The following is a 15,559-nucleotide window of genomic DNA, read 5'->3' as shown; positions in this document are numbered from 1 at the left end:
GGAGTTCCCCCGATGTACACCCCTCCCGCCTTCCGCGATGATGATATGGATTTCCTGCGGGCGAGCGTCCGCGCATCTCCTCTGGCGAACTTCGTCACCGCGACGGCCGAGGGACTCTTCGCCTCGCCGCTGCCCCTCTTGCTTGATGAAAGCGAGGGCGAGCACGGCGTGATCTACGGCCATCTCGCCAAGGCCAATCCACAGTGCCGTGTTCCCCCGCTGGGCGACGGTCTGGCCATCTTCATGGGGCCGGAAGCTTACGTGACCCCGGCGTGGTATGCGACCAAACAGGAAACCGGGAAGGTTGTGCCTACCTGGAATTACGTCACCGTCCACGCCTATGGCCCGGTCGAGTTCTTCGAGGACACCGGGAGGCTGCTGGAGGCCGTGAATCGCCTGACCGACCACCAAGAGGGTGAGCGCGTCTCGCCCTGGGCGGTGTCGGATGCGCCGTCGGATTTCGTGCAGGCCCAACTCCGCGGAATTGTGGGTCTGCGCATGTCGATCACGAGGATCGAGGGCAAGCGCAAGATGAGCCAGAATCGGAACGCGGCCGACCGTGCCGGAGTGGCTGCGGGCCTCGCAGCGAGCGAGCGGGCATCTGACCGTGAGGTCGCCTCCTTCATCCCTTAGCAACATAAACTTCGTTGGTATCGACCACCATGACAAATTTGACGCAACTCGCCCCACGCCTTGCCGCGGCTTTTGTGCTGGCGATAACGCCTGGTGCTCGGCGACTCTATGTTGTCGCCCGCAGTCTCGCCGGCGGTCGCCCCGATTGCGTTCAATACGCTCGCCGACGCGTTGGCCTTGTGCCCAGAGCCATTAAAGGCCGCACAGCAGCGCGTCCTGGATTGAATCAGAGCCTGAGGGAGAGGTCGGGGAGGCCCTATGATTGCACTGGCCGTCCACCTCGCTACGGCGGAGCAGCCGGCCACATCAGTTTGGCTCCGGAGCGGTTCAGCATCCTTGCGGCCTGGTACTCACTCTGCAGAAGCGGCTGGGTAGGCTGGATCCATCTTCGGTCATTTCGCTTAGCAGATGAATGTCTCAAGAGGCGCGGTGGTACCCGTTGCGTGAAAGTCGGCTCACAATGATAGACAATCCTATGAATAGAGAGCGGGTGACTTCGACCGGCTCGCCTCCCTATGCCGAACATTTCGGCCTTGAAAATCGAGAAACGGCCAGTGAGCCGCGAATGGCGGCCGCCTTGATGAAAGAACGCCACTCCGTGCGCCTGGCGCCGCTTCGGTTTGCGCTCGACCATATGGCGACACCTGGGCTTGACGTCATGACGTTCCTCGCACTCGCCCGCGATCTCGGTCTGACCGACGTGCAAGTCCGGACTAATCCTTGCAGCAAGGCTGTTGTGCGCGGCAAGCCGTCGGCGGATATCCGGGCTGCCGCTGCCGAAGCGGGAGTCACGATTATCTCAGTCAACGCCTTGCAGCGATTCGACGAGTGGACTCCCGCCCGCAAAGCCGAGGCCAGCAAGCTCGCCGATTATGCGGCCGCCTGCGGCGCCCAGGCGCTCATGCTGGTGCCGGTGAACGACGGTTCGCGGTCCGCCAATGCCGAGCGCCAAGGCAATCTCCGCGTCGCCTTAAAGGCGCTAAAGCCAATACTTCAGTCGCGGGGTCTCGTTGGGTATATCGAGCCGCTTGGGTTCCAGACCTCCTCACTTCGGTCGAAAAAAGAAGCGGCTAGCGCCATTGCCTCGGTTGATGGCCAGTCCGCCTTCCGGCTTGTCCACGATACATTCCACCACACGCTTGCCAGCGAGACGTCCTTCTTCTGCGACTTGACCGGTCTCGTGCACATTTCGAGCATAAACGATCCAACCTTCTGGATTCGCCCGGATCGCATCCTGGGCGGCTCGGACAATTGCAGCCAAATCCGGACGCTACTCGATGGCGGCTATTCGGGCCCCTTCTCCTTTGAGCTTGTGGAGGAGGTCCATGCGTTAAATGACTTTGCAGGCGCATTTGCCGCCAGCATCGATCTCATCCGACGCGGGCTTCTCAGGCGAGTTCCGGTTTGAGGCGCGGAGGCAATTGAGCGGAGAAGTCATTGGAGATCGCTCCTGTGCCCTGATCATGCAGGTGCTTTGCGGGTCGCCATTGTTTCAAGACTGGCCATGGACCGCCTTGGGCGGCCCTGCCAAGTAGATGGGTCGGCAAGGCGAAACCTTGGATCTGGTGCTGAGGGGGCGGGCTATCGAAACTTTTGTGTTAGACCATGTCTGATTGAGGGGCGAACATTAGCGTAGCCCGATCTAAGTCAAGCGAGCTTGCGCCCAGCCGATTTGGGGTTTCTTCAGCACTGCCTCGCAACGTCCGGGGTTCAGCTCAAAGACATCGATCGTGTGTCGTTCCACGCTGCCGAAGCGAATGTAACCCCCGCTCGATAAAGGCCTCGAGCCCGACGCTTCAATCCCTTTCACGCCAACCCCCCCCTACGCCGCTCGCTCACTGCCGCGCTGTTGAGCGCGCGCTCGCGAGCGGCTTCTCCCGTCGAGTTACACCGTCCCGGCACGTGACCCGCAGAACTGACAGACAGATTGGATCGGCTCTTGAGCAGTTCCTTTCAGTTCGTACCCCTGCCGTCGATGCACAATCAAAGACACGATAGATAGTTTTTGCATGCTGCGGACTCCGCCACCTGGTCGATATCGAGAGATGGCATAGTGCCTACTTGCTTCTAGGTACTCGCAGGAATCGTTATGGTCCGCGGTGTACGTCACCAACAGGTCTTGCTCGGGCGGTCGGATGCATATAGCTCGACTGCAGAAGAATCGGCCGGACCTTCACCCGTCGCCTGCCGCGACTTCCAGCGCAATTCGTTTTCAACAAGGAACTACCTATGAGGCGGCAGCCCCCGGCATTCACGGTCGAGATAAGACAGAAGCGCAGTTCTCAAAAGCGAAGTGGTTCCATCTGGAGCGGTGTCGATCTTACCGCAGCAACGGCCGAGACAAGAAGAGAACTCGAGGAGATGGATCTGCCAAATCATCGACTTGTTGACTCAAGCGTCGTAGCGCTTGATGCTGAACACAGGCACAAACCGCGAGCGGAGCATCTCATGGCAAATTCCCTGGACGCTGAACCAGTAACAACTACAACCCAACCGGCAGCCAAAGTGGAGATGCCTGAAAAGAAGAAGGCCAAACGGTCGCCGAAGGCGAAGGCTGAGCCTAGGCCAGCTGCTCGGAAGAATGCCAGCGCGGCGTCTAAGGCGGAGGAAGCACCAGCAGCGACGACCGGACGTAAGACCTACTCTGAAAAGGAGCGCGCCGAGATGCTCGCCCTCATACAAAAGTCTATCAGTGGCGGCGCCACCCACAAGAGCGCCGTAAAGCAGGCCGGCATCTCGGAACAGACCTACTATCAATGGAAGAAAGCTACGCCGCCGGCGCCGGTTGGTGACGATCTGAAGGACCTCGTCGCGCTTGAGGAAGAAAACAAGCGACTGAAGAGCCTGCTCGCGGAACGCCTGCGCAAGGAGAACGCGGAACTGAAGAGGAAGCTCGGGCTTTAGTAATCCTGAATCGCGGATCGGAGCGCCAGAATTCTTGTCCGACGCCCGCTATCCGAGAGGTCGTAGTTTACGCGTCTGCGCTTCCCAAGGACCTGAACGCAAGTCGAAGAGCATTTGCGTCAGGCACTGCCCACCGTATTGCGGGGCAAACAAGCAAAAGGCCGCCCGTTGTTCCGGGCGGCCTTTGCCATTCAAATCATGCAGCGTGCCTATTCGGCGGCTTTCGGGAAGGCGATCGCTGGTTCCGGACCGGCATCCGCTTTTTGCGCATCCGACGAGATCTCACCCTTGCCGCGCCGGTACAGCCGGCTGAACAAGCCGCGCCGTGCGCCCGGCTTGATCTTGGCGCGGGTGAACACCATCAGCATCGAGGGTGTCACCACCAGCGTCAGCACCGTCGCGAAGGACAGGCCGAAGACGATCGCCGAGGACAGCGAAATCCACCATTGCGTCGACGGCGCGTTGATCGTCGTCTCGTGGTGGAAGATTTCCAGCCCAAGGCCAAAGGCGATCGGCAGCACGCCGAGAATGGCCGATACCGCCGTCAGCACCACCGGGCGCGCGCGCTCGCGGCAGGTCTGCAGCACGGCCTCCATCTTGTCCCAGCCCTCTTCGCGCAGCCGGTCATAGGTGTCGATCAGCACGATGTTGTTGTTCACCACCACGCCGGCCAGAGCGATGACGCCGATGCCCGACATGACGATGCCGAACGTCTCGCCTGTTATCAGCAGTCCGAGGAACACGCCGATCGTCGCCATGACCACGCAGGACAGCACCAGCCAGACGCTGGTGAATTTGTTGAACTGCATCAGCAGCACCAGGAAGATCAGGAAGATCGCCGCCCCGAAGGCCTTGCCAAGGAAGGCGCTGGCCTCGGCGCTGTCTTCGTTCGAGCCGGCCAGCTTCCAACGTATGCCGCTGCCGAGATCCATCCCGGAGACGGCCTTGGTGACCTCCGCCTGCACGGCCGCGACCTGGGCGCCTGCGGCAACGTTTGCCTGGACGACCACCGTGCGCGCGCCGTCGATACGGTTGAGGATACCGACCGTCGGCTCCGGCTTGCGCACGACGAAATTCGAGATCGGCACCGAGCCTTGCGAGGTCTGCACCCTGAGCTCGTCGAGCGTCGACAGCGTGCGCCGGTCTTCCGGCAGACGCAGCCTGATGTCGACGGCGTCGTCGGCGCCGGCAGGCCGGTATTCCGAAAGCTTCAGCCCGTTGGTCACCAGTTGCACCACTGTGCCGACAGCGGTTGGGCTGATGCCATATTGCGCTGCCTTGGCACGGTCGACCTCGAGCGCCCAGTCGACGCCGGGCGGCGGGAGGCCGTCGGAAATGTCGATGACGCCAGGCACCTTGCCGATGCGTGCCGCAACCGCGCGCGCTTTGTCGTCGAGCCCCTTGGGGTCGACGGCCGAAAGCCTGATCTGGATCGGCTTGCCCGTCTGCGGGCCGGCTTCCGGAACGCGAACCTCGACGTCGACGCCTGGAATGCCGGCCATGACGCCACGCAAATCGTTCAGGATATCGTTGGCCGATTTGCGCTCGCGCCAGTCGATGAATTCATACTGGATGACGCCGACGACGTCCTCGGACACATCCTGGCCGCCGCCCTGCGTCTTGCCGACACGGGTATAGACAGACTTCACGCCCGGCCAGCCGAGCAGCCGGTTTTCCGCCGTCTTGGTGGCCGCGTCCATTTCGGCAAGCGAAAGATTGCCGCGGGCGTGGACATAGAGCAGGCCGTAGTCAGGCTCGACATTCGGGAAGAATTCGACGCCGGCGCCGAATTTCGAATAGGCGTAGCCCACGCCAAACAACAGCGCCACGGTGAGGACAAGCACGGTGATGGGATAATGCACCGCCTGCTTGACCACGGCCATGTACCAGCCGTCGCGATTGTCGTCGGGGTGATGGGCGGGCGCCTTGGCGAATATGGCGCCCAGCGTCGGTGCGAAGACCAGCGCATAGAGCATCGAGGCCGAGAGCGTCACGATCAGCGTGATCGGCATATATTTCATGAAGTCGCCGATGATGCCCGGCCAGAACAACAGCGGTGAGAAGGCGGCAATGCGCGTCATCGTCGCCGCGATGACCGGGCCAGCCATGCGCTTGGCGGCAAGCGCGAACGCTTGCTCCTTCGGCATGCCCTCGCTCATGCGTCGCTCGGCGAACTCGGTGACGATGATGGCATCGTCGACCAGCATGCCGACAGCCAGGATGAGGCTGAACAGCACGATCATGTTGATCGTGTAGCCCATCATCGCCAGCAACAGGATGCCGATCAGGAAGGATGAGGGGATGGCCAATCCGATCAGCAGCGAGGCACGACCCGACAGCGCGTAGAGGATGACGATGAACACCAGGATGACGGCGATCATGACGTGGTTCTGCAGATCGCCGAGCAACTGGTTGACGAAGACCGACTTGTCCTGCGTGTAGGTGACGTTCATGCCTTGCGGCATCGTCTTGACGTAGGCGTCGGACACCTCCCTGACCTTGGCGAGCGTGTCGATCAGATTGGCGCCGATGCGCTTCTTGACTTCGATGGCGATGGCCGGCTTGCCATTGAGGCGCGTGATCGTCGTGGCATCGGCGAAGGTCGAGCGGATCGTCGCGATGTCCTTGGCCTGCACCACGGCATTGGGGCCGGCGACCACGGGCAAGGCCGCCACGTCCTCGGGCGTCTCGATCAGTGACGGCACCTTGACGGCGTATTTGCCTTCCGAGCCTTCGATATTGCCGGCGGCGACCAGACTGTTGGAGGCACCGACAGCGCCGATCAGCTGATCGAGTTGCAACCCGTAGGACGACAGTTTCATCGGATCGATGACGACTTCGACAAGATCGTCGCGCGAACCCTGCAACGAGCCCTCCAGGACGCCTGGCACTTCCTCGATGCGGTCGCGCAACTCGCGCGCCGCGGCGGCTAGCACGCGTTCGGGCAATTCGCCCGACAGGGTGACGACGAGGACGGGGAATTCGGAGATGTTGACTTCGGTAACGACCGGCTCTTCGGCCGCCTGCGGCAGGTCGGCCTTGCCGTCCTGGACCTTGGAGCGCGTGTCCTGCAAGGCCGTCGCCAGATTTGTCTGCGGCTGGAACTCGACCAGCACATAGCCGCCGCCCTGGAAGGCGGCCGAGCGCATTTCCTTGAGGCCTTTCAGGCTCTTCAGCTTGCTTTCCATCGGCCGCAGCAGAAGGCGCTCCGAATCCTCCGGCGAAATGCCCTGATAGATCAGGCTGATATACATCATCGGAATCGGAACGTCGGGCTCGGCTTCCTTCGGCGTCGACTGATAGGCGACCCAGCCGGCGAGCAGAAGGAAGACGAGGACCGAAATGGTCAGGCGGGCATTGTTGATTGCGAGTCTGACGATATCCATGGCTAACGCCTGTTCTTGAATTTCACGAGCTGCGTCGCAGCCAAGTGTCCCCGCCCGGGGTCTGTCCGCCGTACCCCATGCTACTGCGTGCCGGCGGTCGCTTCGCCCAGCAGTTTCTGGATGGTTGCCTGGTCGGCTTCGACCGGCTTGACCTCATCGCCTTCCTTCACCAGTTCCTGGCCGGCAACGATGATGCGCGCATCGGCAGGGATGCCGCCAAGCACCAAGCCGGTCGGCGTGTCGTCGACGAGGTCGATGGGGAAGAACGCAACCTTGTTGTCCTTGCCGACGGCACGGATGCCGAGGTCGCCCTTGTCGCCGAGCGTCACCACCGAGCGCGGCAGCAGCACCGCATCGGTCGGCAGCGCGCTGAGTGCGATTTCCGCCGTCATGCCGGCCGGCACGGAGCCGTCGGCATTGGGGACGGCAACCTCGACGCGGAAGGTGCGGGTCGCCGAAGAGGCGTCGCGGCTGATGTAGCGCACGGTGCCTTCGACGGTCTGGCCGCTGACCAGCCGTATGGTGGCCTTGTCCCCGAGTTTCAGGTAGCCGAGATCGCGCTCGCTGACTTCGCCGCGGGCAATCACCGGATCGAGCTTGAGGATGGTTGCCACCTCGCCGCCCTGCATGATGGAACTGCCAAGTTCCACCGGCACCCGGTCGATAACGCCGTCGAAGGGCGCCTTCACCTCGTTGCGGTCAAGTTCGGCCTGTGCCGTTTCCAGTTGCGACTGCGCCGAGGTCAGGTTCGAGCGCGCGGTGTCGAGCTGCAGCTTCGGCAGATTGCCGGTCTTCATCAGCCGCAAGGCTGCGTCCAACTCGGCCTGGCGCTGCACCACCAACTGCTTTGCATTGTCGACCATCGAGATCTTTTCTTCCGCCGCAAGCATCAGCACCAGATCCCCCGTCTTGACGTGATCGCCTTGCTTGACAGGCAGCTTGTCGATGACACCGGCGACGCGCGTCGCCAGCACCGCCCGCTTGTCGGCTTCGGTCAGCCCGGAAATGCGGATGGCGCGTGCATAGGTCTTGCGTGGCGGCGTCACCACCGCAACGGTGCGCAGCGGTGCCTTCGGCTCGGCTTCAGCCGTCTTCGGCTTGGCCGCGTCCGGCGCCTTGGCCTGTTCGGCTTCGGCTGCCTTGGCTTTGTTGGCGGCTACGCTGCCGACCGACGAAAACTCGCCTGTCGCCATCCACGCCGCGAAACCAATGAGCACAACAATGGCTGCAAGCTTGTGAAACCTGATGTTGGGCATCGTCATTTTTCCACCGCGGGTTCACCTCTGTATGAGGCAAGCGGTCCTCGTTGATGCCGGAGAAGCCAACCCAGGGAAGCGACCACGATCAGATGGCACAGAAGCTAGGCTGCGACCGTGAACCGAGAACGGCGCCAGTCAGAGAGTCCCCGCTTCAAAGAACCGGGCGTAAGGTCCATCCGCGAAGTGGAGCTGCAACTCATCAAAATTCTGCACGGTCTGGTCTAGCGCTCGCGTTTCCTGGCGCTGAAGGTTGGCTGGATCAGATAGCTCGATGGTCGGCGCGCCCAGGAAATCCCAAACCTTTCCTAAGCAAGCAGCGGGCTCGTGAAGGAGGCTCTCGTATTCCACTACGAGCAGCTGGCTCGACGTGAAGGAGTGCTCAATGCGCGCGTGGAAATCGTCCGCGGCTTTGAAGTAAGCCTCACAGTCAGCGATTGACAATCGGACGCGCGGTGGCCGAGCGGCGTCCGAACTGAATTTCAGCCATTGCCCGCTTTGTCTTGCCTGTGCAAAGGACCGTAGCGATTCTAATATATTTCGAGTTACGAGAATGACTTTGAGGGCTGGCCAACGAGTCAGTTCGGCAAAAAAAGCTGGGCGTTCGCGAAATTGGGGTTCATTGATCTTGCAGCCGACATGCGTCACTTTCTTGTAGTCTGGCGTGGGATAGCGCAAGTAGGCTTGTTCGAGGAGCTCACGATCGGTGCGTAGCAGGCGATCCTTCCCGGGCCAATTGGCATCATACTCATTGAGCAGCTCACCGTTGCTTAGTACCGTCGGATGCTCGTTTAGCAATTCCTCGAGATAGTGTGTGCCAGTCCTTGGCATCGCAAGGATCACAAAAGGCTGAGGCGTAGGCGTGGGGTGAGTCATTGCTATGTGTTTCCAGCTAGTAGCGGTCGCGAGGGTTTAGGGCAGACCAGGGCACAACAAGCTCGGCTGCTATGTCTTGAACTGGACTCAATCCTCTCGTGCCGGTCGCAGCAGCATCAACGCATCAGACGTCGACGAAACAGCGCAGCAGAGAGGAAAAACGGCAATACGGCGTACATACAAAGTGCGCCGATATGCAGCCCGACGTTGTCTGCCAAATGGCCGAGCATTACCGGACGGATCAGGTCGATAGAGTTCGCCAGCGGGGAGAAGGCCGCGACGCGCTGAAAGGCGCCTGGCAGTTGGCCGACTGGAAAGACCGCACCAGACAGGAACAGCATGGGTGTGATGACGAGCGTCTGATAGAATATAAAATAGTGGTAGCTGGGCGCGAGCGCGATGACGACCATTGCGAGGCTGGCAAAGGCAAAGCCGGTGAGAGCGACCACCGGCAGCACATAGGGCACGGACGTCCACGCCGCATAGCCCAGCGTAGCAGCAACAATGGTAATTGCCGTGCCTGCGAGAAAGGCCTTGGTGGCTGCCCACGCCAATTCACCGAGAACGATGTCGCCCAGCGTGAGTTGTGTATGCAGGATTGCTTCCCAGGTGCCCAGGTCGCGCATGCGACTGAAAACCGCGTATATTGTTTCGAAGGTCGATGCGGTCATCGCGCCTGTCGCGACCATCCCGGCTGCCAAGAAGGCAATATACGAGGCGCCTTCAACCTGACCCACCATTAGGCCAAGACCAGTACCGAGCCCGAAAAGGTAAATTAAAGGATCGGCGAGAGTACCGAGAAGAGACGCAAATGCGACCTTCTTCCACGCCAGATAGTTGCGGCGCCACACCGCAATCCAGTTCCACGCGTTGGCGGGCAGTGCCGCCGCAAGATCTTCACGCATCATTCACTTCTCCATCTCGCGTCCGGTTAGCCGCAAGAAGACGTCCTCCAGACTTGGTGGGCGCTCCAGAATCCGCAGACCTGCGCGCCCGCGAAGCTGGCCACGCACCTGCTCTGGATCGGGCGCATAGCAAAAGAGTGTCTCGCCGCTTACCTCAATGCGCTGAACGTACGGCTTGATTAGCGAAGTCAGCTCCTGCGGATTGCCGCCAAAGATCTCGATCACATTGCATCCAATATGTTCGTCTATCAACGCATGAGGGCTGCCCTCGGCAATCTTGCGTCCCCGCTCCAGTACACACAGCCGATCGCATAGCCGCTCAGCCTCTTCCATGAAGTGGGTGGTCAAAATGATTGTCTTTCCGCTCGCCAGCAGAAAACGGAGCCGCTCCCAGATCAGGTGGCGGGCGTGCGGGTCGAGGCCGGTAGTTGGCTCGTCCATTATAAGAAGTTGTGGGTCGTTGATCAGCGCGCGTGCCAACGTTAGACGCCGCTTCATGCCGCCTGACAGCTGGCCGACACGTGAGTCCGCCTTGCTCTCAAGGCGGGCAAACTCGAGGAGAGATGGAACGACCTCTTGAATCTTCCGTGTGCTCATGCCGAAGTATCGCCCGAACACCACCAGGTTCTCGCGGACCGTGAATTCCAGGTCCAGGTTGTCGAACTGCGGAACGACACCTATGCCCTTGCGGGCCAAGCGACTTCGAGCCGGCACCGGCACCCCGAGCACCGTGATCTTACCGGAGTCAGGCCGGGTCATGCCGAGGAGCATGCGGGCAATGGTGCTCTTGCCTGCACCGTTCGGCCCCAGCAGGCCGAAGCACTCTCCCGTCCCCACAGTGAAGGACAACCCTTTCACAACGAGTTTGCTGCCAAATGACTTGGTTACCTGGTCAAGGTCGATTGCTACATTGGACATACGTCTATCTCAGGCTGAAAACAGGCCAATCGGCCGGCCGGCAGCTTACTTTCGAGGTTCTGGTCCAGAGCAGCTGGTACCTGTGCTGGTCCTTGAGGAATGAGAGAAAGCGATTGTAGCAGCCGCGCAAAAAAGGGTCGAAGGCTACAGTCGCTTTCGGCTGGTTCTCGGTCTGATCGTTGATGTATGCCTAAGCTCACGACGTATTCTCTACCCAAGTGCTCAGTCGGAGCTGTGAAGAACGCCAGGCTCAACCAGCTGTGCAGAATCGCGCGAACGATCAGTACGATTCGAGCCGGCAATTCCCGGACTGCCTGTACCATTTGCCCTGGTGATCGGGTTTGCGACGATGATCGGCTTCTTGCTCCCATGGGGCTGGATGGCATTTTTGCGCGACAGCCAATCACTGTTGCTCAAGGTGCACAACGCATAAGCTTTCAAGGGAAGTAGGAGAAAGATGTTGATGAACGTGTGCAGAGAAAAGCCGAAGAACCGGACTTGGCGTGCACGCAAAGCTATCACGGTGCATCGAATGATCGTCATGCCGGCAATGATGATTGCCGTTGGCCAAGGCACCGTATTTGCCAATGCGAGCTCTGCGAGCCCGGCGAGTACAGCGACCGCGAGCAACAATGGACCGAGATTCTGTCCAATCACGTCCAACGTGAGGTAGCGATCGAGGCCCGGCAACAGGCGCAGTGCCAGCAGCGTGTCGCGGAAAGTGCTTCGTGCCCAGCGTAGTTGTTGGCGCAGATAGGGTCCCATCTTGTCCGGAACGACTGTCGCCGCGATGGCGTCCGGAACGTACTCGGTCCGAAAGCCTGCTTTCAGCATCAGGATGGTAAGATGGCGGTCCTCGCCGAAGTCGCTAGGTTTGCCCCTAAACAGCTGAGTTTCGTATTGATCCAGCAGCGACATCAGACAAGAGCGGCGGTACATTGCACAGGGGCCGCAACAGCACATGACCGCACCAAAGCGGGCCTGCGCTGCCCGTTCCTCGTTGCAAGCGAGCCAGTACTCCATGTCAATTAACCGGGTCAACCAAGTGTCGCTCCGGTTGGATGCCGTCAGCTGGCCCATGGCGGCGCCGATCGCTGGATCCCGCATCCTTGCGGTAAGTTTCGCGATCACGTCGGGCTCGAGAGTCGTGTCAGAGTCGACGCTGAGCACGAAATCTCCAGACGAACCACGGATCGCGGCGATCTGTGCTTTACGTTTGCCGACGTTGTGGGGGAGCTGAATAAAGGTGAATCTGGGGTCGTCTACGTAGGCGTGATGCACCGGCATGAGGGCGTTGCGATTTCCAGAACCGTCATCAACCACATAGACGTGCAGCTTTCCGGCGTATTCCTGGTTTGCAACCGAAGCCAGACAGGCCGAAAGTGTGCGCGGCTCCTCGTTGTAGCAGGGGATAATGACATCCACGCTCGGCCAAAGGTCGAAGGCGAGCAAGTCGTCCGAGCTTGAGGCAACGTGTCCCGGCTGCGCATAAACCGCTTGCATGCCTTTATAAACGGTCGAGAGCAGCGCGTAACACGAAACGGCGACGGTACTGGCTGTGGTAAGCGGGTCCATAGGATCTCGTTTGTTCAATGATGTTGAGGAAGGGGTCGGACTGTGAATCCGCGGTCGTGCAGCGCTGGGATCAGGCGGGACAGCGCCATAACGGTCTGGTCGCGTGGATTCCTTCGAGAGCAGTCACACCCGTCGTGAAGGAGCACAATCGCGCCCGGGCGGACCCCGGCGAGAACTGCATCGACAATCAAGTCCGCGCCGGGGCGAGACCAGTCTCGCGGATCGACTGACCAATGCAGGGGTGCCAATCCAGTGCTCGCCGAGACTTTGAGAGCTTCTTCGGTCCAGCTCCCATAGGGCGCACGAAAGTACCGCAGCGCAGCTTGGGGGCACGCCATCCTGATGGCGCTGTTCGCCTCAACTATTTCACGTTCAACTTCGCCGGGTTCGCATCTGGACAGGTCGCGATGAGTCATCGTGTGATTGGCCACTTCATGCCCATCCGCAATAATTCGCCGGACAAGCTCCGGCCGGTCTACAGCCGCGTCACCGATCAGGAAGAATGTCGCCGGTGTCCGGTGTTGCGCCAGCACGTCGAGGACCTCCGGTGTCCAAACGGGATCGGGACCGTCGTCAAACGTGAGATAGACGCTGCGCTCTTGGGTGCCGTCTGCGCAGTGACTGGACATTTCACATATGCGGTCCAGATGTTTCATAGCTCCGGACCGTTCCGCTCGATGAAGGTGCCGGACGGCCACTCGTCAATCGACCGCCCAATCGGCGAGACAAAGAGGAGATCGTCCTCCAAGCGCGTGGGCGGCAGGTCGGGATGCATGTCTGCCAGGGTCGAGCGGATGCGAACGTCCGGCACAATCTTCCCAAGCCCCACCTTGCAGAGCCTCTGGATGTGATTTCGCATTTCGTGCCGAACCTGGCCGAAAGCGAATGGAACGCCCATCTGCTGCAGCGCCGGATACAGACTGCGCAGGGACAAGCTGATGCCGAGGCCCTCAAGATCCCTACGCACCCCGTACAATCCGAGTTCGGCCACCAGCACGTCGATTTCGCCAACTTTGATGAACCGGCGCAGTAGACCGAGATGTGCCGCTACACCGTGCGTGTCCCTACCAATTGCGCGGAACTCTGGCCTCGCGCCGAACCAACTGCGGCCGCCTTCGAATCGCATTGCGGAGAAGGTGCCAGTCCCTCCATAGGTTTTGTGCAAGAAGTCTGACAGCTCGACATGCTCATGCAGTTGCAACTCGTTTTCCCAACACAACCTCCACTGCACTTCAGAGCGCATGGAAAGACCTCTGTCCGTTCCTGTTTTCCTGAGGTAAGCGCCTAATGACGGGGAGCTTGTCGCGTCGAGCCGGCGCGATATGGCTTTCGCAGGTCACCGGTGAACTTTAGCCGCACTGGACATGCGATCCGGTCGACACCGGAAGGCGTACGCCAGAAATGCTGTCCGGCACCCACGCAAGCATCAAGTTCCTTTAGGGCTTGCTTACATCTCTTGTGAGGTCCCTATGCGACGTTCAGCAAAACTGGTAAAATCGTTTGTTTCGATGAAAGGTATCCACTCTATGGATAGCCGCACGCATGCGTTTCAAGGGGCTTGATCTCAACCTTCTCGTTGTGCTGGACGCATTGCTGGCCGAGCGCACTCTCTCGGCGGCGGCACGCCGCATAAACCTAAGCCAGCCGGCCATGAGTGCGGCTGTCGCCCGGCTGCGCGACTTTTTCGGTGATGAACTGTTCAGTATGAACGGTCGAGAGCGCATCCTGACCGCACGAGCGATTGCACTTGCCCCCGCAGTCCGCGACGCTCTCCTGCGTATCCAGTCCTCGATTATTTCTTCGGATCCGTTTGACCCGGCTCGATCCGATCGACGCTTTAGGATCATTATTTCCGATTTCGCCACGCTCGTTTTTTTTGAAAAAGTCGTGGAGCGTGTCGCTCGTGAAGCCCCCGCCGTCACGTTCGAATTGCTGCCACTCGATGACTACCCAGACGAGCTCCTCCGGCGCGGCGACATCGACTTTGTAATTCTTCCGAATATGTTCATGTCGGGCGCGTTTCCAAGCGTGGCGCTTTTCGATGAGAAGCTGGTATGCGTGGGCTGTGCCGCCAACAAGCAGCTGCCACGGCAGCTTACATTTGAGAGATACCTGTCGATGAGGCACGTCTGCGTCAGGTTCGGACGTTGGCGCAAGCCCTCTATCGAGGAACTGTTCTTGCTCGAGCACGGCCTAAAAAGACGTGTCGAAGTCGAGGTGCAGGGCTTCAGCATGGTGCCGCCAATGGTGTCCGGCACAGCTCGTATTTCGTCCGTGCCCTTCCGGCTGGTTAAGCACTTCGAAAGAACGTTCCCCCTTAAGGTCGTCGAACTTCCACTGCCGCTTCCCGTTTTCACCGAAGCCGTCCAATGGCTGGCCAACCACAACGGTGATCCAGCCAGCATCTGGATGCGGGAGATAATGGTGCAGGAAGCATCCCGACTTGCTACTCCTGCGAATCCACGCGAGGCCCCCAGCGCTCCTGGATTTGTGTCGGCCGTTACCGCCCACACTCATGTTGCCTGAGGCGACAGATCGTCAGCTGATCGGCAGGTGTTGCGCTTGCAGACTGTGAGACGCCCGGAGCGAGGAGCGGAGCTCGAAGTGCATGTCTCTGGTCGGTACCTCATCCGGTTCGCATCTTGGCTGGCCTTGGTCTGAGGCCCATCGTGGGTTATGCCAGGGTTGCGGTCGATGCTCGCTTCGAAGCTCTGGTTGGAGTTGTCCTGCCATACGCTTGGGTGCAGAAGAAGTTCTCGATCAGATGACGCTTCCAGATCGAGAGGCGGCGGCAAGGCGCGCCTCGGATCGTGCTGGATTGCGATCCTGGCGCCGCGCTCGTTCAGATCGGCAATGATGGTGTTGATGTTGAACCCCGTGTCGGCGATCGGATCGCCGAAGGCGACGCCCTCGATGCGCGGGCGAAACCCCGTATCGAAGCGGCCTCCTGACGGGGGACGAAGCACACAAGTGCCGAGCGGATCGGTGAGCGCAAGGATCTTGGTCGCCATGACGACCCTGGAAAGGCCTGCGCCTGGCTTTGAGACCCCTGTTGCGCTTCCGCGGCACGCGTATCAAACTCATCGCACGGCCATGGGTGCAGCCG

13 protein-coding genes are annotated in these 15,559 nt (G+C 60.3%); 4 read left to right on the top strand and 9 right to left on the bottom strand.

All coding sequences use genetic code 11. The features are described 5' to 3' along the window. The first annotated feature begins 12 nt into the window (after positions 1–12). The 3 genes from FJ543_RS26620 (at position 13) to FJ543_RS26605 (ending at position 3,537) form a co-directional block, all read left to right on the top strand. On the top strand, positions 13–633 hold the full coding sequence (locus FJ543_RS26620) for an FMN-binding negative transcriptional regulator (RefSeq protein WP_064994855.1): 621 nt from the start codon (positions 13–15) through the stop codon (positions 631–633). Between the two features lie 565 nt (positions 634–1,198). Continuing rightward, positions 1,199–2,041 (top strand): TIM barrel protein, encoded by an 843-nt coding sequence (locus FJ543_RS26615; RefSeq protein ID WP_064994854.1) that lies wholly within the window; start codon positions 1,199–1,201, stop codon positions 2,039–2,041. A gap of 821 nt (positions 2,042–2,862) precedes the next feature. Further along, entirely contained in the window at positions 2,863–3,537 is a 675-nt protein-coding gene (locus tag FJ543_RS26605) for a transposase (RefSeq protein ID WP_224655970.1), read from the top strand. A 209-nt stretch (positions 3,538–3,746) separates the two neighbouring features. Here FJ543_RS26605 and FJ543_RS26600 read toward each other — a convergent pair whose 3' ends face one another. The 8 genes from FJ543_RS26600 to FJ543_RS26565 form a co-directional block, all read right to left on the bottom strand. After that, positions 3,747–6,923, bottom strand: a complete 3,177-nt coding sequence (locus tag FJ543_RS26600; protein WP_095790674.1) for an efflux RND transporter permease subunit — start codon at positions 6,921–6,923, stop codon at positions 3,747–3,749. Between the two features lie 80 nt (positions 6,924–7,003). Then, entirely contained in the window at positions 7,004–8,179 is a 1,176-nt protein-coding gene (locus FJ543_RS26595; RefSeq protein WP_086081372.1) for an efflux RND transporter periplasmic adaptor subunit, read from the bottom strand. Positions 8,180–8,317: 138 nt separating this feature from the next. Further along, positions 8,318–9,055: a sulfotransferase gene (locus FJ543_RS26590; RefSeq protein WP_064993564.1), complete on the bottom strand. Its 738-nt coding sequence runs from the start codon at positions 9,053–9,055 to the stop codon at positions 8,318–8,320. A 116-nt stretch (positions 9,056–9,171) separates the two neighbouring features. Continuing rightward, on the bottom strand, positions 9,172–9,960 hold the full coding sequence (locus FJ543_RS26585; RefSeq protein ID WP_064993578.1) for an ABC transporter permease: 789 nt from the start codon (positions 9,958–9,960) through the stop codon (positions 9,172–9,174). Positions 9,961–9,963: 3 nt separating this feature from the next. Further along, the gene (gene nodI, locus FJ543_RS26580) at positions 9,964–10,878 is read right to left on the bottom strand and encodes a nodulation factor ABC transporter ATP-binding protein NodI (protein ID WP_064993563.1); all 915 of its coding nucleotides are present in this window, start codon (positions 10,876–10,878) and stop codon (positions 9,964–9,966) included. A 222-nt stretch (positions 10,879–11,100) separates the two neighbouring features. Then, positions 11,101–12,453, bottom strand: coding sequence for a chitooligosaccharide synthase NodC (nodC, locus tag FJ543_RS26575; RefSeq protein ID WP_064993562.1), 1,353 nt, complete (start codon positions 12,451–12,453; stop codon positions 11,101–11,103). 14 nt (positions 12,454–12,467) lie between these two features. Further along, on the bottom strand, positions 12,468–13,109 hold the full coding sequence (gene nodB, locus FJ543_RS26570; protein ID WP_064993561.1) for a chitooligosaccharide deacetylase NodB: 642 nt from the start codon (positions 13,107–13,109) through the stop codon (positions 12,468–12,470). Then, positions 13,106–13,696, bottom strand: coding sequence for a NodA family N-acyltransferase (locus tag FJ543_RS26565; protein ID WP_064993560.1), 591 nt, complete (start codon positions 13,694–13,696; stop codon positions 13,106–13,108). Before FJ543_RS26565 ends, nodB begins: the two co-directional genes overlap by 4 nt. Before the next feature lie 299 nt (positions 13,697–13,995). On the opposite strand from FJ543_RS26565, the gene FJ543_RS26560 reads away from it, so the two are divergent. Then, entirely contained in the window at positions 13,996–14,979 is a 984-nt protein-coding gene (locus FJ543_RS26560; protein WP_064993559.1) for a LysR family transcriptional regulator, read from the top strand. Here FJ543_RS26560 and FJ543_RS31600 read toward each other — a convergent pair. Then, complete coding sequence (locus FJ543_RS31600) at positions 14,967–15,464, bottom strand: hypothetical protein (protein WP_064993558.1); 498 nt, start codon at positions 15,462–15,464, stop codon at positions 14,967–14,969. The two genes, FJ543_RS26560 and FJ543_RS31600, sit on opposite strands and share 13 nt — an antisense overlap. Positions 15,465–15,559 lie beyond the last annotated feature (95 nt).

The sequence above is a fragment of the Mesorhizobium sp. B2-5-7 genome (assembly GCF_006440875.1).
Classification (GTDB): Bacteria; Pseudomonadota; Alphaproteobacteria; order Rhizobiales; family Rhizobiaceae; genus Mesorhizobium; species Mesorhizobium australicum.
Note: the sequence above shows the minus strand (reverse complement) of the source record. Positions and strands in the feature narration are given on the sequence as shown.